The organism is Loigolactobacillus jiayinensis, assembly GCF_003946445.1.
Classification (GTDB): Bacteria; Bacillota; Bacilli; order Lactobacillales; family Lactobacillaceae; genus Loigolactobacillus; species Loigolactobacillus jiayinensis.
Genome location: NZ_RHOF01000059.1, coordinates 1 through 20,186 on the forward strand (window position 1 = coordinate 1; position 20,186 = coordinate 20,186).

General features: G+C 42.3%; 17 protein-coding genes. 10 read left to right on the forward strand and 7 right to left on the reverse strand.

Features of this window, described 5'->3' with window-relative positions; all coding sequences use genetic code 11:
• A partial coding sequence (locus EKM80_RS15060; RefSeq protein ID WP_225418883.1) for a hypothetical protein occupies positions 1 to 195 on the forward strand: 195 nt, incomplete at its 5' end.
• A gap of 32 nt (positions 196 to 227) precedes the next feature.
• Here EKM80_RS15060 and EKM80_RS12390 read toward each other — a convergent pair.
• Together EKM80_RS12390 and EKM80_RS12395 are read right to left on the reverse strand one after the other, a co-directional pair.
• Positions 228 to 2,168, reverse strand: a complete 1,941-nt coding sequence (locus EKM80_RS12390; RefSeq protein ID WP_125553670.1) for a M13 family metallopeptidase — start codon at positions 2,166 to 2,168, stop codon at positions 228 to 230.
• A gap of 36 nt (positions 2,169 to 2,204) precedes the next feature.
• Entirely contained in the window at positions 2,205 to 3,608 is a 1,404-nt protein-coding gene (locus tag EKM80_RS12395; RefSeq protein ID WP_125553672.1) for an amino acid permease, read from the reverse strand.
• A gap of 121 nt (positions 3,609 to 3,729) precedes the next feature.
• Between EKM80_RS12395 and mmuM the strand changes: the two genes are divergently transcribed.
• Entirely contained in the window at positions 3,730 to 4,650 is a 921-nt protein-coding gene (gene mmuM / locus EKM80_RS12400; RefSeq protein ID WP_125553674.1) for a homocysteine S-methyltransferase, read from the forward strand.
• 72 nt (positions 4,651 to 4,722) lie between these two features.
• Here the strand turns inward: mmuM and icd are convergent, their stop codons facing one another.
• The 3 genes from icd to acnA are packed head-to-tail and all read right to left on the reverse strand — an operon-like array spanning position 4,723 to position 9,739.
• Positions 4,723 to 5,979, reverse strand: a complete 1,257-nt coding sequence (icd, locus tag EKM80_RS12405) for an NADP-dependent isocitrate dehydrogenase (protein WP_125553676.1) — start codon at positions 5,977 to 5,979, stop codon at positions 4,723 to 4,725.
• Positions 5,976 to 7,121 (reverse strand): citrate/2-methylcitrate synthase, encoded by a 1,146-nt coding sequence (locus tag EKM80_RS12410; RefSeq protein WP_125553678.1) that lies wholly within the window; start codon positions 7,119 to 7,121, stop codon positions 5,976 to 5,978. Before EKM80_RS12410 ends, icd begins: the two co-directional genes overlap by 4 nt.
• A gap of 26 nt (positions 7,122 to 7,147) precedes the next feature.
• On the reverse strand, positions 7,148 to 9,739 hold the full coding sequence (gene acnA / locus EKM80_RS12415; protein ID WP_125553680.1) for an aconitate hydratase AcnA: 2,592 nt from the start codon (positions 9,737 to 9,739) through the stop codon (positions 7,148 to 7,150).
• Positions 9,740 to 10,061: 322 nt separating this feature from the next.
• Here acnA and EKM80_RS12420 point away from each other — a divergent pair, with 322 nt between their 5' ends.
• On the forward strand, positions 10,062 to 10,742 hold the full coding sequence (locus EKM80_RS12420) for a hypothetical protein (RefSeq protein WP_125553682.1): 681 nt from the start codon (positions 10,062 to 10,064) through the stop codon (positions 10,740 to 10,742).
• A gap of 84 nt (positions 10,743 to 10,826) precedes the next feature.
• On the opposite strand, the gene EKM80_RS12425 is transcribed toward EKM80_RS12420, so the two are convergent.
• Positions 10,827 to 11,546 carry a gamma-glutamyl-gamma-aminobutyrate hydrolase family protein gene (locus EKM80_RS12425; RefSeq protein WP_125553684.1) on the reverse strand — a complete coding sequence of 240 codons (720 nt, stop codon included), beginning with the start codon at positions 11,544 to 11,546 and terminating at the stop codon, positions 10,827 to 10,829.
• Between the two features lie 15 nt (positions 11,547 to 11,561).
• Positions 11,562 to 13,169 carry a peptide ABC transporter substrate-binding protein gene (locus EKM80_RS12430; protein WP_125553686.1) on the reverse strand — a complete coding sequence of 536 codons (1,608 nt, stop codon included), beginning with the start codon at positions 13,167 to 13,169 and terminating at the stop codon, positions 11,562 to 11,564.
• 808 nt (positions 13,170 to 13,977) lie between these two features.
• Here EKM80_RS12430 and EKM80_RS12435 point away from each other — a divergent pair.
• The 7 genes from EKM80_RS12435 to EKM80_RS12465 are packed head-to-tail and all read left to right on the forward strand — an operon-like array spanning position 13,978 to position 20,058.
• Positions 13,978 to 15,036 (forward strand): glutathione S-transferase family protein, encoded by a 1,059-nt coding sequence (locus EKM80_RS12435; protein WP_125553689.1) that lies wholly within the window; start codon positions 13,978 to 13,980, stop codon positions 15,034 to 15,036.
• Between the two features lie 19 nt (positions 15,037 to 15,055).
• Positions 15,056 to 15,877, forward strand: a complete 822-nt coding sequence (locus EKM80_RS12440) for a transporter substrate-binding domain-containing protein (RefSeq protein WP_164509559.1) — start codon at positions 15,056 to 15,058, stop codon at positions 15,875 to 15,877.
• Between the two features lie 20 nt (positions 15,878 to 15,897).
• Positions 15,898 to 16,689: an amino acid ABC transporter permease gene (locus EKM80_RS12445; RefSeq protein ID WP_125553693.1), complete on the forward strand. Its 792-nt coding sequence runs from the start codon at positions 15,898 to 15,900 to the stop codon at positions 16,687 to 16,689.
• Entirely contained in the window at positions 16,682 to 17,437 is a 756-nt protein-coding gene (locus tag EKM80_RS12450; protein ID WP_125553695.1) for an amino acid ABC transporter ATP-binding protein, read from the forward strand. Before EKM80_RS12445 ends, EKM80_RS12450 begins: the two co-directional genes overlap by 8 nt.
• Positions 17,438 to 17,493: 56 nt before the next feature.
• Entirely contained in the window at positions 17,494 to 18,456 is a 963-nt protein-coding gene (locus EKM80_RS12455; RefSeq protein WP_125553697.1) for a glutathione S-transferase family protein, read from the forward strand.
• Positions 18,457 to 18,469: 13 nt separating this feature from the next.
• On the forward strand, positions 18,470 to 18,925 hold the full coding sequence (locus tag EKM80_RS12460; RefSeq protein ID WP_125553699.1) for a GNAT family N-acetyltransferase: 456 nt from the start codon (positions 18,470 to 18,472) through the stop codon (positions 18,923 to 18,925).
• The gene (locus tag EKM80_RS12465) at positions 18,925 to 20,058 is read left to right on the forward strand and encodes an amidohydrolase (protein ID WP_125553701.1); all 1,134 of its coding nucleotides are present in this window, start codon (positions 18,925 to 18,927) and stop codon (positions 20,056 to 20,058) included. Before EKM80_RS12460 ends, EKM80_RS12465 begins: the two co-directional genes overlap by 1 nt.
• Positions 20,059 to 20,186: the final 128 nt, after the last annotated feature.

The window sequence follows — 20,186 nt, forward strand, 5'->3', positions numbered from 1 at the left end:
CTAATAGATTACCACTTTGAGCAATCTATCAACAGGATAAAGTATAGAGCCAAAATAACGTTCTGCCAGTTGCGGCAGGACGTTATTTTTTCCAACAAAAAAGCAGCCACCAATGTAGTTGGTAGTGGCTGCTGGGCGTTCAATAAAGAACGCGGCGCGACTTATAAATGCGCGCACAGACTCGAGGGTCTGTAAGGTCTGGCACCTTAGTTGTGATTATAACATACTTACCAGATGCTGACACGGTTTTCTGGTGCTAAATACATTGCGTCAGCTTTTTCAATCTTAAAGGTGCTGTAAAAATCGGCAAAGTTCTGAACTTGTACGTTGGCGCGTAATTTTGCAGGTGCGTGAACGTCGATGGATAAAAGCAATTGTTGATATTCTGGCTGTGCCTTAGTCCGCCAAATGGTTGCCCAGTTAGTGAAGAAAGTCGTCAAATTAACATCAGCTTCACCTTTGGCAGCTTCTAAAGCGCAACTCAAACCACCAGCATCAGCAATGTTTTCCGATACGGTGAGCTTGCCGTTGACTTGGCTACCAGCAAAGGAGATACCATTGAATTCATTGATCATTGCTTGCGCTAAGGTTTTGAAATGCGCTGAATCGGCTTTAGTCCACCAATTATGCAAATTACCAAATTCATCGAACAACGCACCATTATTATCGAAAGCATGCGAGATTTCATGGGCAATTACGGCACCAATTCCGCCGTAGTTAGCGCTAGATGACTGTTCTAAGCTATAAAATGGTGCTTGCAAAATTGCTGCAGGAAACACAATGATATTGCGGAAAGGATGGTAATAGGCGTTAACGGTATTAGCGCTCATTTCCCATTCTGTCCGTTCTACTGGCTGATTCCATTTGCTAAAGCGTTCGGCAATGGCGATCTGGTCAAAATGCATGGCGTTGGCTAATAAGCTGGCGCCAGTGTTGACGGTGAATTTTTTGAATAGTGGCTTGATCTGATCGGGATAGCCGACTTGAATACCTAAGTTATCCAATTTAACAACGGCTTTTTGTCGTGTGGCAGCAGAGAGCCAATCGTTATTTTGTAGGCGTTTCTTATAAACGCTGATCATTTTAACGACCATTTTGTGTACGTCAGCTTTTGCGGCTTCACCAAAGTATTTGCGACCATAATAATCGCCGACAACTTGGTCAAACTGGCCAGTAGCAAGATAATAAGCGCTCTTTTGTGGCTTCATTGCTTCTTTACTACCGGATAAAGCACGGCCATAAATACCACCGATTTCGCGGAAGTCATTGCTTAAATAACCGGCCATACTGCGGACTGTGTTGACAATTAGCCAGCTTTTCAATAGCTCAAAGTTTTCTGCAGTGACGATTTCATCAAAGGTAGCAAAGAACTTCGGCTGAGTGACAATGATTTTTTCTGGTTGCGCGCCAATTAATTCGGGAATCAAACGAGCAAAGTCAATATGGCTGCTTTGTGCAGTAAATTCAGCAAAAGTCTGTGGATTGTACATTTTGCTATAATCTGCTGATTCCTCCGCACTTTTGACGTGCGGCGCTAAACTTTTATCGAAAGCTAATGCTTGTTCCAAAATTAATTTAGTTGCTGCGCTACTGTAACCAGCCATTTCCAGCAATTGTTGCATCATTTGTTGGAAAACTTGGAGTAATTGCGGACCGCTTGGATTGTCAGCGGTATAATAAGTTTTGTCTGGTAAAAATAAACCAGGTGCGCTGGCGAATAAGGCGTTGACCTTTGTGTTTTTCATGTCGGCGTCCACGTCCAAATCAAACGGTACCGGTAGGCCATCTAGAACCCAATTTTTGAGGTCAGCTTGCCATGCTGCCAAGTTATCGTATTTTGCAATACGGTCTAAATAAGGCTTAAGTGGCGCTGCCGCTTGACTATTGCGCTGTTCAAAATCAGCAGCTAAAGTGTAGAATTTTAAAAATTCACTTAGTAGTGGATTGGTTGGCTTTGTTTCACCGCTTTGCATTGCGGCAAAATCAGCCATTAACGTTTGCTCAATGTTTTCAACTAGATCTTGAAAGCCACCAGTTGCTGGGCGATCAGCCGGAATTTTGGCCGTTTTTAGCCAGTCGGCATTGATTGCCGCGTAAAAATCATCTTGTAAACGTGTATTTTTTGAGTCATCGCTGGTTGTGCCAGCGGCGAATTGTAATTTTTGCATCTAAACACCTCGTCTTCTTAATACTGTTATCATACACTAACTTTTATGGCTTGGCGCAGGATTAGTTTGTGGGTGGCGCTTTTTTAAACCAGCTTTGATGTAATATATCAGATAACAAATAATGATAAAGGGTATCATGTAGAATAGTGCTGGTCGTTGTGTCGGATCAAAAATAATCAAAACACAGGACAGCAAGCTCAGAATAAAGGCAGCTAGTGGCACCCACGGATAACCTGGTGTGCGGTAAGCTAATTCACTTAACTGGTGGCCTTCAGCTAGGAATTGTTTTCGGAAGTTAAGTTGGGACAAGGCGATTGCCATCCACACAATAACGACTGCCAAGCCAGAAATCGAAACTAACACGAGGTAGACTGTTTCGGCAGCGACTACGCTAGAAAGTAAGGCCAGAATACCACCAATCATACTAAGACATAAGGCTAACAGCGGAATGCCACTTTTTGTTGTTTTGGCGATACGAGCGGGAATCATTTTTTCGTTGGCTAATGACCATAGCATCCGGGTAGAGGCATAAAGGCCTGAATTAGCAGCGGATAATATTGCTGTGAGCACCACGAAATTCATGAGGTCACCAGCAAACGGCAGACCAATTTGACGGAAAACTAGTACGAACGGGCTTTGATTGACGCCGGCTTTTTGATAGGGAATCAATGCGGCCATAACGATAATACTACCAATAAAAAAGAGACACAGCCGTAACAAGGTGGTGCGAATAGCTTTGGGAATATTTTTGGCCGGATCCTTGGTTTCGCCAGCAGTTACACCAATCAGTTCAGTACCGGAAAAGGCAAAATTGACCGTTAACATTGTGGTGAATACAGCCTTGATACCGTTAGGAAAAATACCGCCAGCAGTTAAATTATGTAAGCCGGGCGCGTGGTGATAGCCGCTAATAGGGAGTAAGCCAACGATGGCAGCACCGCCAAGTAAAATAAAAGCGATGATGGCGATCACTTTTATGCTGGAAAACCAAAATTCTGTTTCGGCAAAAAAACGCACTGATAACGCATTGGCGATAAAAATAGCAATCATAAATAACATACTCCACAACCAGGTTGGCGTGCCGGGAAACCATTTTTGCATGATCAGTCCTGAAGCAGTGAACTCGGAACCTAACGCGACAGTCCAGGTCAGCCAATACAATAACGCAACTGTGAAACCAGTACCGGGACCAATGTATTTAGTGGCGTAAACATGAAACGAACCTGTGTAAGGCATGGCAACTGCTAACTCGCCGAGACAAAGCATGACTAGGTAGACCAATATGGCGCCTAGTGCGTAAGCCAAGATTGTGCCAATCGGGCCTGCTTGATGAATCGTGTAGCCAGAACTGAGAAATAAGCCGGTACCGATGACGCCGCCAAGCGAAATCATCAGTAAATGGCGTGCTTCCATTTTACGTTTTAGTGTTGCTTGTGCCATGAAAAAGGCCTCCAGAAGATTGAAATTTTAATGAAATTAGAATATGATGAGAAAAGCTTAATGAAACTACGATAGCATGTTCTAATTGAAAAATCTATCTTAAATTAAGGAAGGTGGCAGCATGGATTTTCGACAAGCAGTGACGCAGCCGCTAGTTTTGGACGGGGCAATGGCCACCGAACTGGAAAAACGTGGCGTAGATACAAATAGCGATTTATGGTCGGCACGGGCCTTATTAACTGATCCTAATGCAGTTTATGCGGTGCACCGCAGCTATTTTGATGCTGGCGCTGATGTGGCGATCACGAATACTTATCAGGCGAATGTGCCCGCATTTGAAAAAATTGGGTTGAGCGCGGCGGCCAGTAAAGCTTTAATTGCTAAAGCGGTTCAAGTTGCACAACAAGCTCGGCAAGATTATCTGGCTACGCAAACCGAACCGCGCGATTTATATATTGCTGGGAGTGTTGGCCCTTACGGTGCTTATTTAGCAGATGGCAGTGAATATACTGGCGCTTATCAGCTAAGTCGCCAAGCCTATCAAATATTTCATTATCCTAGAATTGCTCAATTAGTGGCCAGTGGCGTTGATGTTTTAGCATTAGAAACGCAGCCAAATTTTGCTGAAATTCAAGCCGAAATTGACTTATTGCAAGCAGAATTTCCACAACAACTCGCATGGGTGGGGCTAAGCATTAAGGACGCGCATACATTGTGTGACGGAACCCCTCTGACTGAGGTGGTGGCTTACTTAAATCAACAGCCACAAGTTGTTGCGCTAGGAGTGAATTGTACTGCGTTGATAAATGTGACCGCGGCTTTAAAAGCATTGCGGGCAGCAACGACTAAGCCATTATTGGTCTATCCCAACTCTGGCGAAGCGTATGATCCCAGTGATAAAACTTGGCACACACAGCCGAACACCCCACAATTTAGGACATTAGTGCCGCAGTGGCAAGCAGCAGGCGCACAATTAATTGGTGGTTGTTGCCGCACGACACCAAATGATATCCAGCAAATTCGGCAGACAATAAAACGGTGAATCTGGCATAATGCTAGGTTCACCGTTTTATCGTTTTATTAGGTACATGATTAAACACGAATTTCCTTTGTACTAGGACAATTGCGTTATTAAATAAGCGCCAAAATCGCTGGTACTTAGTTGCGTGGCGCCAGGAATTTTAGTGGCAAAATCCCAAGTTACGTGCTTTTGTAAAATGGCAGCGGCCACGGCTTGGCGGATCTTGGTGGCAACTTCTGGCCAACCGATATAATCGAATAACAGCGCGCCGGATAAAATAATCGACGTGGGATTCAATTTGTTTTGACCGACAAATTGTGGCGCGGTGCCGTGAGTCGCTTCAAAAATTGCCGCACCAGTTTCATAGTTGATATTGGCGCCAGGTGCGATGCCGATGCCCCCGACTTGAGCGGCTAAGGCATCAGAAATGTAGTCGCCATTTAGATTAGGCGTAGCGACCACGGAAAATTGTTCTGGCGCGATCAGTGCTTGCTGGAAAAAGTTATCGGTGATCACATCTTTGATGATCAATTTGCCGGCTTGCTGGGCGGCCTGATAAGCGGCATCGGCGGCAGTCTGATCAGTTTCAGCTAAGCGGCGATAGGTTTCCCAAGTGAATACCTGGTCAGCATACGTCTGTTCGGCTAATGCGTAGCCCCATTTTTTGAAGCCGCCTTCGGTTAGTTTCATAATATTGCCTTTGTGAACCAAAGTCACTGAGGGCAAGTGATTAGCTAGGGCGTAGTCGATTGCGCTTTTAACTAAGCGTTGACTGCCGCTTTTTGAGATTGGTTTAAGCGCAAAGGCACTTTCTTCTGGAAAACGAACTTTGCTTAGCTGCTGGTCTGCCGCCAACAGTTGCCGCAACTGGGCACTAGCTGCGCCAGGTGCATATTCGATACCAGCATAAATATCCTCAGTATTTTCACGAAAAACGACCATTTCGGTTTTTTCCGGCTGCTTAAGTGGGGATGGTGTGCCGGCAAAATAGTGAATCGGGCGGAAGCAAGCGTAGAGATCAAATTTTTGGCGCAGGGTGACATTAAGGGAACGATGGCCGCCGCCAATTGGTGTTGTCAGTGGGCCTTTGATTGCAACTAGATTAGTTTTTAGTGCATCCAAGGTTGCTTGTGGTAGCCATTCACCGGTAGCTTTGAAGGCTGCCTCACCGGCTAAAAGCGGTTGCCAGTCAACCGCTTTGGTAGCGCCATAAACGGCGGTAACGGCAGCGTCAAATAACGGTTGTGCAGCGGCCCAGATTTCAGGACCGATACCATCACCAGCGATAAATGGAATCGTTGGTTGCGCCGGCACTTTTAGCTGTCCATTTTGTTTAGTAATCACTGTCATAGTGCTGCACCACCTTCTTGCTTAAATGGTCGTGGCGTTAAGTCGCTTAATTGCAACTCACCAGGCACTTTTTTATTGTATTCGCCAGTGTAGTGGGAACTAGGGCGAATCAGATAACTAGCGGCTTTTTGTTCACGGATATGGGCCAACCAGCCAGCTGTGCGACTGACCGCGAAAATTGGTGTGAAAATATCGTGAGGTATACCTAGGCAATGGTAAATAATCGCGGCGTAAAAATCAACATTTGGTTTTAAATTTTTGGTCTGCAACATGTAAGCAGCCACTGATTCAGCCAAATTAAACATCGCCATTTGATCATAATGTTCCGCCATTGTTTTAGCGTAATCATGCAGATAAAAAGCACGTGGATCACCATTTTTGTAGATTCGATGGCCAAAGCCCATGATCTTTTCGTGTTTAGCTAAGCGAGCAGCTAAATAATCGGCGACACTTTGCCCGCTTTTACGAATTTCTTCCAACAAGAAGTAAACTTGTTCATTAGCACCGCCGTGCAAGGGGCCTTTGAGGGCGCAAATTGCGGCAGTTAAGCAGGAATACTCGTCAGCGTTAGTTGACGCAGCCACCCGTGCGGTAAAAGTTGAAGCGTTGAATTCGTGATCGGCATGTAGTAACAAGACTTTGTTGAACAGCGCATCTTCCGCAGCATTCGGAACTTTGCCTGTCAATAAATAAACGAAGTTACCAGCAAAGTCTAGCTCACGGCGGGCTTTTAGCGGCTTTTTATTAGCGCGTAAACGCACGATCATCGCGACGATCATCAACATTTTAGCTTGAATTGCGGTGGCGTTACTTTCTGCTTTTGATTCGATCGAGCCCAAGAAAGAAACACTAGTCCGCAACAAACTCATTGGGTGGCGCTGAATTTTACTGATTTTCTTTAATGTCGCGAGAAAGTCGGGCGCTAATTCCATTTCAGCAAACAACGCCGCACGAAAATTGCGTAATTCTTCGCTAGTGGGTAGACGCTGATGCCAAAGCAAGAAAACGACTGCTTCATAGGGCACGTCATTGGCAATTAATTCGGTGATTGGATAGCCAGCATAAGTTAACATATCGTTTTTCGTTGAGCTAATGGCAGTGTCCGCAATGACCACGCCAGCTAGACCTTTAGGTAAATCCATATGGAACCTCCTCTGTTAAAAACTGTTTAAGCTAAGTTTGCTTTACGTCGTAGTACTAAGGGTAAGATGCCGTCATTTTCGTAATAAGTCATGTCAGTTGGTGTATCGAAACGTAATTTAGCGGTGAACTTGGTTTGTTCACCAGTTGTTGCAGTCGCTACAATATTGGCCGTATGATCAGTAAAGCTAATGGCAAAGGTTTCGGCACCGGTTAAGCCTAAGCTAGTGGCGTTTTCCCCAGCTTGAAATTGTAAGGGCAACACGCCCATCATCACTAAGTTAGCGCGATGAATTCGCTCAAAACTTTCGGCGATGACGACTTTAACGCCGAGCAACTTAACCCCTTTGGCTGCCCAGTCACGGGATGAGCCCATACCATAATCTTTGCCCGCTAAAATAACGAGGCCAGTGCCGTCCGCCTGATATTTAGTGGCGGCATCATAAATTGGTAAGACTTCATCAGTCGGCCAATAGCGTGTATAGCCGCCTTCTTTTTCCGGTGTAAGCTGATTTTGAATCCGAATATTGGCCAAGGTACCGCGCATCATCACATTGTGATTACCGCGCCGCGAGCCGTAAGAATTAAAGTCAAGCGGTGCAATATTTTTAGACCGCAAATACTGGCCAGCTGGGGTATTTTGCCCAATGAAGCCTGCCGGTGAAATATGATCAGTAGTAATTGAATCACCAAATTTTGCCAAAGCGCGCAGCTTTGTGAATGTCGGCAAACCAGTATGGTGGGTCAATTTTTCGAAAAATGGTGGTAAGGCAATATAGGTCGAGTCAGCTTGCCAAGCATAACTGCTGCCAGTTGGTGCCGGTAGTGCGTTCCAGGTTTCATTAGCAGTTAATAGCGAAGCGTATTCGCGCTTGAACGTATCGGCGGTGACTGTTTGCTGAATCAAGGCACTGACTGCACTTGCAGCCGGCCATAAATCCTTCAAGAAAACAGGTTCCCCAGCATGATCGTAACCAAGTGGCTCGGTGGCTAAATTAATTTTTAACGTGCCAGCTAAGGCGTAAGCGACAATCAGCGGCGGTGATGCTAAATAGGTATCCTTTACCAACGGATTGACGCGGCCAGCAAAGTTACGATTACCGGATTCAATGGCGGCAATTGGAAAATCAGCCGCCGCTACGGCCTGTTGCATTTCTGGCTTGAGTTGGCCAGAGTTACCGATACAAGTGGTACAACCATAACCGACTAAATTGAAACCAAGCTGGTCCAGTGCAGATTGCAAGCCGGCGGCAGCAAGATAAGCGGTCACCACTTTAGAACCGGGGGCAAAGGACGTCTTAACATAAGCAGGGACGTGTAAACCAGCGGCGACAGCTTTTTGTGCGATCAAGCCCGCGGTTAATAATAGACTTGGATTTGATGTATTTGTGCAGCTCGTGATTGCAGCAATCGCCAAATCACCACGTTGCAGGTTGAACTGTTGACCATCAATCGTGACCGCTAACGTTTCTGAATCAGTAAATTGCTGTTTTAGATTAGTCAATGGGACGAGATCCTGCGGGCGACTGGGCCCAGCCAAGCTAGGCACAATTGTGGTCAAATCAAGGTTCTCGGTTTCTGAATAATGACATTGCTCGCTGCCATCATGGAATAAATGATTTTGTTGAGCGTAATCACTGATCAATTGAATTTGTGCAGCGCTGCGATTGGTTAATTTGAGATAATTTAAGGTCTGTTGATCAATTGGGAAAAAGCTGGCAGTTGCCCCGTATTCAGGTGCCATATTAGCAATTGTTGCCCGATCGGCTACGGATAAAGCCGCTAAGCCAGGGCCATAAAATTCGACAAATTTACCGACCACATTGTGTGCGCGCAATAATTTAGTGACAGTTAGCGCTAAATCAGTGGCAGTTGCACCTTTTGGTAGTTGATGAGTTAGCCGAACGCCGACTACTTGCGGAATTTGCATGTAAGAAGGTTCGCCCAGCATGCTTGCTTCAGCTTCAATACCGCCGACGCCCCAGCCGAGTACACCTAATGAATTAACCATAGTTGTATGCGAGTCAGTACCAACAACTGTGTCAGGAAAAGCGAGGTGCGCACCATTTTCTTTGGTTGTCCGCACAACGCTAGCCAAATATTCTAAGTTGATTTGATGAATAATCCCAGTATCCGGTGGAACGATCCGCAAATTTTTGAAGGCTTGCTGCGCCCATTTAAGAAATTGATAACGCTCATGATTACGGGCAAATTCTTTTTCAATATTCGTTTTGAAGGCAGCACCATCCCCAGCTCGATCGACTTGGACGGAGTGATCAATAATCAAATCAACAGGCACATCAGGATTAATGGCATCAGGATCGCCGCCGTCAGTGACTAGCTGGCTACGCATAGCCGCTAAATCAACTAAAGCGGGCACACCCGTAAAGTCCTGTAAAATAACTCTTTCAGGTTTAAATGCGATATCTTGCGTCGCAGCAGGCCAACTTAGAAATGGCGCGGGATCAGTCTTCTGCTGACGGAGCGTCATTTCTAATAGCACACGCAATGAGTAAGGCAATTGGCTAATATCAAAATGTTGCGCCTGCGCCCAAGCGTTAATGTCGTAATAATGATAAGTTGTACCGCTTGATTTAAATGTTGCTTGATAAGTTGTCACCGTCAAAACCTCCTAGATGCACTCAATTGATTTGATTAGAAAACAATGAGTTATTGATTGGTTATCTTTAATTTAACGGGTTTCAAAAATAGAAGTCAATTAAAATTATAAAATAGTTAGAAAATAAAGATTTACACATCAAAATTTAATTTTAAGCAAGCTTAGCGATTGAAAAGCGACTGATTATAAAGCGATACGCCTACGCCATGTTACGTTAAATGACATCGGCTTTTTGTTATAACAATTGCGAACTATGCTAAAATAGAAACGATATTGTTTTAAGTTATTTTGGCAATAAAATTAAAGAATAAGGAAATTAATCATGCAATTAAAACGTTTATCCTGGTTAATGGCGTTGTTAGCCTTACTACTTTTACCGACACCAATCCATGCTGCAAGTAAAATAGCAACCCAGCAAGCGCCGTTAGCCGGTAAAATCGAAAATTATACTTATCGCAATAAAACCTATCAAATTCCGGCGGCCTATTTGCAATACCAAAAAAAGCAATTAGCTATGCTGACAGTGAGCAACGACCACAAAGGCCACGTTATGGTGGTTAGCTATATTGGCACAGGAAGCAGCAGTGCAACCTTTTACCGGTTTACCGGCCAGCTGCGCTATTTTGCCAGCTTGTATTCACTGAAGGATTTCATGGCAGCCTACACGCATGGCACTGGCGACTATTTGACTAAAACCATGTATGCCGCAACTCACGCGCAGCCGATTGTGAACCCTGATAAAAAATCATTGCAGTTTACGACTTCACCGATGTTATATCAATTTGAGGGGATGAACCAAAGCACCAGTCACGCGATTTACAAACAAAATATCAAATCCTATAAAACAGTTAAGCTGACTTCGCTGTTCAATTCAGTTTTGGATGTCGCACAAATTAATATGTTAAATACGGCTGGCGAAAACGCAGATCTTTATTATCAAACCGCCGATACTAGCCAAATTATTGTGGATCCACTGGGGATTTTTGTGCGCGTGGATGAATGAAAATATAACGGGTAACTACAAATCTCAGTCAGAGTGGAAAAAGGTTCCCGTCATTATCAATTTGATAATGACGGGAACCTTTTTTTATTGTGCTTTCGAAATTAAATCTTTAAAAATAGCAATTTGACGTTGATCATAATCTAATAGCATTTCTGGATGCCATTGCACCCCTGAAAATTGCTGAGTAGTTGTTGAATCAACAGCCTCGATAACGTGATCCGAACTTTGAGCAATGGTTCTTAGTGAAGGTGCAATCTGTTTAACAGCCTGTTGATGTAAGGAGTTTACCAACACAGACTTTCCAAACGCTTTTGCTAAGAACGTTTTCGGAGCTAATTGAACAGTATGTGTCGGTTGTGTGTCAGGCGATGGTATTTGCATGTGCTTTAAACTAGGTTGGTTACGATAAGCTAAATTCTGATATAGTGTTCCTCCTAGTGCAACGTTAAGCACTTGCATACCACGACATATACCTAATAATGGTTTTTGAGTTTCTGCAACAGCTTTAACCAAATCAATTTCAAATAAATCACGCTGTAATAGGGTCATACCTAATTTAGGCTGCGGTTCCTCACCGTATAGAAAAGGTGAGACACCTTGACCACCAGTTAATACGAAGCCATCCGCCAAGAAAATATAACGGGAAATAGCTGTGCGGTCAACTAATGGTAGAATCAATGGGACGCCACCAGCTATTTCAATCGCAGTTAGAAAAAATTGGGGTACATAACTAGCTGGATGATTATGAAAAACGTTCTCAGCAAACTGGTATTCGTTAGCCACAATAGCTATTAATGGTTTCATTTAAAATAACCTCCTTTACTTGACAGTTACGTATTTATAATCGACGATTGAACCAAATTTAGATAATTGTAACCCGTGGATTGATGAGCGCTGTAAGTAACTAACGCCAGCTTGATAAACTGGTGCTAAAGCAGCATCCTGCTGAATCAATTGTTTTTCAGCTTGTTGCATTTTTTGCCAACGTGCGGTTGGTTCAGTCGCTAATGTTTCGGTAATAGCTGTTAACTTTTTATCATAACTCGTATTATCGTATTTAGAAAAGTTTATCTGGCTGCTAGATTGATATAGGGCTAGAAAATCGATTGGATCAGCGTAATCAGGTGCCCAAGTTCCAAATGCTAAATCGTATTTACCATCCCGTTCAGCTTGAATTCGTTGAGCAACTGGAACAGATTTGAGCGTGATTGTTACACCAGGTAAATGCTTTTCGATTTGACTTTGTAAAAATTCACCCACAGTTTTAGCTTGTGGTGTATCAGCAACTAATAATTCTAGTGTGACTTTCTTTTTATTTAATTCTTTTTCAGCAAGTTTCCAATTAACTTTTGCCTTAGCTGGCGAATACGGTAGTAATTGTCCCGTTGATTTACGATAATCTTTTCCAGCAGATGATTGGGCGAAGCTAGTTGGAATTAAGCCATTTAGAGCTACAGAACCATCTTTTAAAATATTTTTGGTTAATGAATTTTTATTAAAAGCTTGTGCTAATGCTAAACGTAAGTGACGATTCTTTGTGACTGAACGCTTGTTATTAATGCTAACATACCCCATAGTTGGCGTCGTTTCTTTATGCAGAACTTGTTTGCCAGTATAGCGTTGTAAATTATTGTCACCTAGAACGGCATAATCAATTTGTTTGCTGTCAAATAAGTTGGCCGCAGTTGCTGATTCTTTAACAACTTGGACAGTAGCTTTAGATAATTTAACACTCTTAGCATCCCAATACGTTGGATTGCGAACATATTCCCATGTATCATTAGTGCCAGTCCAACCTTTGACGATGAATGGGCCGTTAGCTAAAACATGTTTGGCAGAAGTACCGTATTTGGCACCTTGTGCTTCAGCATATTTCCGGTTAATTGGCATAAATGGTGCGCCAGTAAGATATTGCTTTAAAAATGGAATCGGTTGAGCTAGGGTGACTTGTAGTGTATGGTCATTGACTGCTTTGACGCCTAGGTCCGTCACCGGTTTTTTACCCAAACGTACGGCTTCGCCATTTTTGATAAAATCGATTCGGAAAGCATTAGTCGAAGCGGTTTTTGGGTTAGCTAATCGTTGCCAAGCGTAGACAAAATCGTCTGCGGTTACTGCAGTACCGTTAGACCATTTAGCGTTTCGTAAGGTAAAAGTATATACTGTTTTTGCTTGATTGACTTGAGGTTGCCCTTTGACCATGCCAGGGGTGACCTTATTATTCTGGTCATATGTATAAAGACCCTCTGAATAAGCTTTGATTGCTTCGGTACTGACAGCCAGTGAGTACTTAGTGCTATCAAGACTTTCGATTGGCGCATTACTAGTACTGTGAAATACTTCCGATTTTGCTGCAACTGAGCGAAAAGGTAATGTAACAGCTAATAAAGTGGCTGCTATACTTAATGCTAAAATACGTTTGTACATATGATCCCCTCCAAAAAATAATATAAAAAAAGTCCCAACGTATGCTTACGTCAGGACGAGTATTGCTCGTGTACCACCATCATTTATCACTATTTCACAATAGTGACCACTACCAGTTCGTATTACAACGCAAATAGATTTGCAATAAAACTGTGCCACACCAACAGGTAGCCGCCGATCTATTTTTAGTTCAATAGATATGCTCCAAGTTCATTTTCAACATTTTCGTCTAGTATCCTTTCACCGACCGATACTCGCTTTTTAGATTACTATGTTTACTCTTCTCTTCATCGCATTGTTATTTAGTTTTAATGATTGCGCTTAAAGATAAACTTTTCAATTTAACTTGTCAAGTTGTTTTTGAAATCAATAGTTTGAGCGTAATAGCTTAAACATAGAGCGGAATCAGAACTTTAAGAAAAATAAAAAAGTTATTGACAATTGGTAAGTGGCTCATTATAATTTGAACCAATCGAATAAAACATTAAACGATGAAAAGAAGAGTAGTTACATTGTTACCTAACAGAAAGCCTATGTTTTGATGAAATTAGGTAGGTACGCACGTAACGAAGATGATCTTGGAGTAAGTTGGGCAATATGAGTTCAACGCAGGTGCGCCTGTTATAGCGCCAGTGTATCAATTGAGTGGCTCAGTTTGTACATGTTGAGGCTATTACTGTGAAGTGATGGCAAATGATGGTGGTAACACGAAAGTCAAACGCGCTTTCGTCCTGAATGGTTCATAGAAGAACTGTTGGACGAAAGTGCGTTTTTTTATACAAATTTTTTTACGGAAGGTCGATGCACAATGGCAGAAGATTTGAAAGCAATTTTATCACAAGTAAATACTGATGATTCAGGTGTTTCATGCAGTATTGATTTTTCACAGGAACAAAAAAATGAAAAAACAGAACCAGAATCAAGTCATATTGCGTTTTCAGAAGATGCACACGAAATTACCGAAGACGGACATTTTCAACGACAAGCTAATTATTTTACGGGACGTTTTGGAAATAAATCTGGTGAATTTCCAGTTGAAACTGGGCGTTACCGCTTAATTTGGTCACAAACTTGTCCTTGGTCACAGCGTGCGGTCATTGCACGTGCTTTGTTAGGTTTAGAGGATGCTATTAGTTTAGGCGAAGTTGGACCTGTACGCTCAGATCATGGTTGGACGTTTGCAAAGTCATTGACTGGCTTAGATCCCGTGTTAGGGGTAGCTGATTTACCTACTATCTACCAGCGTAGTGATCCCAGCTATACAGGACGGGCTACCGTACCAGCAATAGTCGATCTCACTACTGGTAAAGTTGTTAACAATGACTACTTCACCCTAACTAATCAATTAGAAGTTGCTTTTAAACCGTTACATAAAACGGATGCACCTGATTTGTACCCCGAAAAATTACGCTCAGAAATAGATGATTTAAACGATATTATTTTTCATGAGGTCAATAATGGTGTTTATAAAGCTGGTTTTGCACAGTCACAAGCTGCTTATGAAGAAGCGTATGACGTTTTGTTTAAACGTTTGGATTGGTTAGAAAATCGTTTAAGCCAGCAGCGCTATCTCTTTGGTGATCAGCTAACTGATTCAGACATTCGCTTATATGTAACCTTGGCACGATTTGATGTTGCTTATTATCCAGTCTTTCATACTAACCGTAATTTATTACGTGACTTTCCTAATTTATGGGCTTATGCACGTGGTTTATATCAAAAGCCTGAATTTGGCGCTTCAACTAATTTCACGGGAATCAAACAGGGTTATCAATTATTAAATAAAGTCAATAATCCATATAATCTATTAGCAGTTGGACCAGATGAGAAGGATTGGCTGGTTCCAGATCAGCGTAAATTTAACTAAACATAGCTTGGGGGAATTGATGATGAGAAATAAAGCGATTAAGTTAGCTGTAACTGCGGGATTATTGAGTGTTGGCTTGTTACTATCGAGTAATGTACAAGCGGCAACAACTGTAACGGTCGGAACTTCAGGCCAACCTAAACCATACACATATGTTGATGATACTAATAAATTGACCGGCTATGATATTGAAGTATTAAGAGCAATTGATAAAATCACACCGGCTTATAAGTTTAACTATAAAAAGGCAGAAATTACAGCGGTACTTGGCGGTGTTGATTCAGGTCGTTACCAGATTGGGGCTAATAATTTTGGTTGGAATCCGCAACGGGCAAAAAAATACACTTATTCTAATCCTATATTTGATGATAGTTACGCAATTGTTGTTCGTAAAGGCAATAATTCAATCAAATCGTTAGCTGATATTGGTGGTCATTCGATTGCAAGCCAGACTGGTGTCAATTTTACCTTAGCAATAGAGAATTATAATAAAGCACATCCAAAAAATCAGGCCAAGTTAACGTACACCAGCAGTGAAGTGCCAAAGGTTTTACAGGATGTCCAGACTGGTAAATATGATTTTGCGTTATTGGATGCACCGTTATATAAAAACATTAATCAGCAGTACAAGTTTACCGATTTGAAAATGGTTGTACTGAAAAAGAGTGATGTTAAGAAGATTGGTGTACCACATAGTTATTTTCTAACTGCTAAGGATGCACAAGGTAAGAAAATTAATCAGGCGTTAAATCGTGGGTTGGCTAAGCTAGAAAAAAATGGCACGTTGAAGAAAATCAGTAAAAAATTCTTTGGTGCTGATTACTCGCCTAAGTCAGAATAAATGTGAAGGAAAGTGTATTTATGGCTAAAGTATTTGATCCGCAATTGGTATTACGCGATATTCCTAAATTATTGGCCTATTTGCCAGAAACTTTGTTGATTACCATCATCTCTTTAGTGATTGGTTTGATTCTTGGATTAGGGATTGCCATGGTTAAGATTCATCGTGTTCCGGTTCTTGATCGGTTACTGGCCATTTTTGTTTCATTTACTCGAGGGACACCGATTCTAGTTCAACTTTATGTGACTTATTACGGAATTCCAATTGTTTTACAATATGCTAATTACTATTGGGGGACGCATCTTAATGTTAACAATGTTCCAGGATTGTTATTTGTATTAGTCACATTTTCGCTAAATGAAGCTGCTTATAATTCAGAAAACATTCGTGGCGCATTGCAAGCAGTTGATGCAGGTGAAATAGAAGCTGCTACTGCTTTAGGCGAAACGCAGTGGCAAATTTTACGCCGAATTATTGTTCCTGAAGCGTTCGTTATTGCATTACCAACATTAGGTAACGCATTAATCAGTTTAATGAAGAATACTTCATTAGCCTTTGTTGCTTCAGTGGTTGAAATGACTGCACGCGGTCAAATTATTGCCGGCAATGATTATCGGTACTTCGAAGTCTATCTGGCATTAGCAATTATTTATTGGGGATTGACGATTATTACGGAACAGTTGATTCGGTTAGTAGAAAAACGAATCACACGTTTCCAGCAACAGCAAGCACCACAGCCAGCTAAAAAAGTAAACTTCAATTTATTGAAGCATCCTGCTAGCGTTGTTAAGCGAGGTGAAACACTTGATTAAAATCAAAGGACTTAGTAAAAGCTTCCATAATAATACTATTTTTTCCGACTTGAATTTGGAAATTGCTGCTGGCGAGATTGTGGCAATTATTGGACCTTCTGGTGCTGGTAAGTCAACCTTGCTTCGCTGTCTTAATCTATTGGAAACGCCGGATCAAGGTAGCATTGAATTCAACCAAGTGGCTTATCAAGCTGGTGCAAAAATATCACAGACGCAATTAACCAAGTTTCGTCAACAGACAACAATGGTTTTCCAACAATTTAATCTGTTCCGGCAGAAAACGGTACTGGAGAACGTTTTAGAAGGTTTGCTAGTCGTTAAAAAGTTATCCAGAAGTGAAGCCGAAAAAATTGCTTTAGAGAAGTTAACGTTAGTTGGATTAGTTGACCATGCGGATTATTATCCAGGACAACTATCAGGTGGGCAAAAACAACGAGTTGGAATTGCTCGAGCGTTGGCTATGAACAGTTCAACTCTATTGTTAGATGAACCAACTTCAGCATTGGATTCAGAACTAGTTGGTGAAGTATTAGCAACATTACGTCAAGTTGTTTTACAAAACCCTAATCAAACCGTAGTTTTAATTTCTCATGAATTGGCTTTTGTACAACAAGTAGCAACACGGGTTTTATTTTTTGATCAAGGTGGAATCCTTGAAGAAGGAACGCCAGAACAGATTTTTAAAAATCCTAAAAATGAACGTACACAGCAATTTCTAAGTCGTTTTAATCAACAAGTTTTTAGTTAAATTATCATTTTAAATATTGGCATTTCAACAAAAAGTGAAATAGAGGAGAGATTAATATGAGTGAGGCACTTAAACCAGCTGAAATCTTAGCTAGCGGTAAGTTTGAACGACAAGAAAATGAATTTACAACCCCGTTTGGTGATCAACCTGGTGAACTACCAGTAGAAGCGGGCCGTTATCGATTGTTGTGGTCAGCGGCTTGCCCTTGGGCTACGCGTTCAGCAATTGTTCGTGAATTGTTAGGACTGGAAGATGCAATCAGTATTGGTAAAGCAAGTCCGTTGCGTCCACAAAAAGATACTGCTGATTGGGCCTTTACGCTAGATCCTAATAATGTTGATCCTGTCTTAGGTATTCATGAATTGTCCGAAGCATATTTAAAAGCTGATCCTGATTATACTGGGCGGCCAACGGTTCCTGCGGTAGTTGATTTAACAACTGGAAAAGTAGTTAACAATAATTATTTTAAACTGACTAATTACTTTGAGGATGCTTGGAAGAAATATCAGCGTCCAGATGCCCCTGATCTATATCCAGAAGAGCTACGGGAAGATATTGATACATTGAACGAAATTATTTTTCATGATGTAAATAATGGCGTTTATAAAGCTGGTTTTGCACAGTCACAAGCCGCATATGAAGCCGCATATAACGCTTTGTTTGCTCGACTAGACTGGCTAGAGGAACGCTTAAGTAAACAACGCTATTTGTTTGGTGATCATTTGACTGATAGTGATGTTCGTTTGTATACAACATTAGCGCGTTTTGACGCTGCTTATTACGATAAGTTTCGTTGTAATAAAAAACGATTACGTGATTATCCTAATTTGTGGAATTATGCAAAGGATCTGTACAGCATTCCGGCATTTAAAAATAATACTGATTTTCATGCAATTAAATTACATTATCATGTTTCGGGACATTTAAGTGGTAGCGATACAGAATTTCGTGTGTTACCTAAAGGTCCAGACTTAAATGTCTGGTTAGAAGCAAATGATCGTCAACGGTTTTTAGCTTAGAAGGTGATTATGCGTGGTTCAAGCAAAAATTTGGTTCAAGGAAAACTTGCGGGATGTCGACTTTACACGGGTTACTGAATTGCTCAATTATTTTGGCTTAAGTTCGGCTGATGAGCAAGTACAGTATGCAACATTCAAAAATAGCCATGGTGTTCTTTTTGCTTATGCAGATGAAGAATTAATTGGCTGTAGCCGAGTACTTTCGGATGGTATTAGTCAGGCGGCTATCTATAATGTAGCGGTGGCAGAGGCATATCATCATCAAGGAATTGGACAGGCGATGATTCAGCGTTTGATTCAGCGTTACCAACAATGCAATATTATTTTGTATACACATCCTAAAACAGTGGGTTGGTATCAGAACTTAGGCTTTAAACGTATGAATACTGGCTTAGCGATTTTTGAAGCAAAACATGCGGCTTGGATGGCTGCAGAAGGATTTACAGTAAAGGAAGAAGCTGAGCTATAATGGCAACAGAGACAATAACAGAACAAGAACATCTCACCCAGATTCGCCACTATCTCCATCAACATCCCGAATTATCGGATCAGGAGTTCGCGACAACTAAATATTTAACGGAAAAGTTACGTGAACTAGGCTATCGGATCATTACGCCAGCTGGGTTGAAAACTGGCGTGATTGCGGAAATTGGTACGGGTAAGCCAGTGATTGGGTTACGCTCAGATATTGATGCATTACCGATCCAGGAAGCAACTGGCTTGGATTATGCGTCGGCAAATACGGGTGTTATGCATGCTTGTGGGCATGATTTTCATATGACGGCGTTGTTAGGTGCGGCAGAAAAGTTGGCAGCGGAACAGTTAACTGGCACAGTGCGAGTGGTATTTCAGCCGGCTGAGGAAACGCATGTTGGCGCGCAGGAAGTAACAGATGCTGGTGGTGTTGATGGGTTAGATGCGATTATTGGCTTCCATAATAAGCCTGATTTACCAGCGGGAACGATTGGCTTATTGGCTGGCGGTTTGATGGCAGCGGTCGATCAGTTTACGGTGACCTTTCATGGTGTGGGCACGCACGCCGCAATGCCGCAATTAGGTGCTGATCCAGTGGTCGCTTTGGCAGCAACAGTTGGTGCGGTCCAGTCGATTGTCAGCCGCAATCAGGATCCGCAACAGGCGGTAGTCGTTTCTGTCACTCATATTGAAGGTGGCAGCACGTGGAATGTGTTGCCGGAGACAGCGTGGTTTGAAGGAACGGTACGGACATTTGACCAAAAAGCACGTGCCTTGGCGCAGAAACGCTTCATTGAAATCGTCAACGGCCAAGCCGCGGCGTATGGGGTTGAAGCAGAAATCAATTGGCAAACGGGGCCAGATGTGGTTGATAATGATCCGCGGTTGACGAAAATTGTTGCGGCTGAAAGCCGTCAGCATTTTAATGTAGTTGCGCCAACGCCATCTAGTGCTGGTGAGGATTTTGCCTACTTTAGTCAGCGAATTCCTAGTGTATTTGCTTTTATCGGTAGTCATGGGAATTCGGATTGGCATCATGCTGATTTAATTATCGATGATGCAGGTTTAGTGCCAGCTGTGCAGTGGTACTATTTTAATGCCAAACGTTTACTGAGTGAATTAGCATAGCTGAAAGGCGCTGCCCAATGAGGGGTGGCGCCTTTTTTGCGTCGATTGTCTTTTAATTGAATTTGGTTCTCTCAAACGTAAGCACCTAATAACAGACCGGATATGAATCGGCCAATAATCGCGGTATC

Bases quoted from the DNA above. Each gene is read 5' to 3' on its own strand.
- EKM80_RS12410 (WP_125553678.1), bottom strand. From the start codon at position 7,121: ATGGATTTACCTAAAGGTCTAGCTGGCGTGGTCATTGCGGACACTGCC.
- EKM80_RS12425 (WP_125553684.1), bottom strand. From the start codon at position 11,546: ATGAAACCATTAATAGCTATTGTGGCTAACGAATACCAGTTTGCTGAG.
- mmuM (WP_125553674.1), top strand. From the start codon at position 3,730: ATGGATTTTCGACAAGCAGTGACGCAGCCGCTAGTTTTGGACGGGGCA.
- EKM80_RS12435 (WP_125553689.1), top strand. From the start codon at position 13,978: ATGGCAGAAGATTTGAAAGCAATTTTATCACAAGTAAATACTGATGAT.
- icd (WP_125553676.1), bottom strand. From the start codon at position 5,979: ATGACAGTGATTACTAAACAAAATGGACAGCTAAAAGTGCCGGCGCAA.
- EKM80_RS12395 (WP_125553672.1), bottom strand. From the start codon at position 3,608: ATGGCACAAGCAACACTAAAACGTAAAATGGAAGCACGCCATTTACTG.
- EKM80_RS12465 (WP_125553701.1), top strand. From the start codon at position 18,925: ATGGCAACAGAGACAATAACAGAACAAGAACATCTCACCCAGATTCGC.
- EKM80_RS12445 (WP_125553693.1), top strand. From the start codon at position 15,898: ATGGCTAAAGTATTTGATCCGCAATTGGTATTACGCGATATTCCTAAA.
- EKM80_RS12430 (WP_125553686.1), bottom strand. From the start codon at position 13,169: ATGTACAAACGTATTTTAGCATTAAGTATAGCAGCCACTTTATTAGCT.
- EKM80_RS12390 (WP_125553670.1), bottom strand. From the start codon at position 2,168: ATGCAAAAATTACAATTCGCCGCTGGCACAACCAGCGATGACTCAAAA.
- EKM80_RS12420 (WP_125553682.1), top strand. From the start codon at position 10,062: ATGCAATTAAAACGTTTATCCTGGTTAATGGCGTTGTTAGCCTTACTA.
- EKM80_RS12440 (WP_164509559.1), top strand. From the start codon at position 15,056: ATGATGAGAAATAAAGCGATTAAGTTAGCTGTAACTGCGGGATTATTG.
- EKM80_RS12455 (WP_125553697.1), top strand. From the start codon at position 17,494: ATGAGTGAGGCACTTAAACCAGCTGAAATCTTAGCTAGCGGTAAGTTT.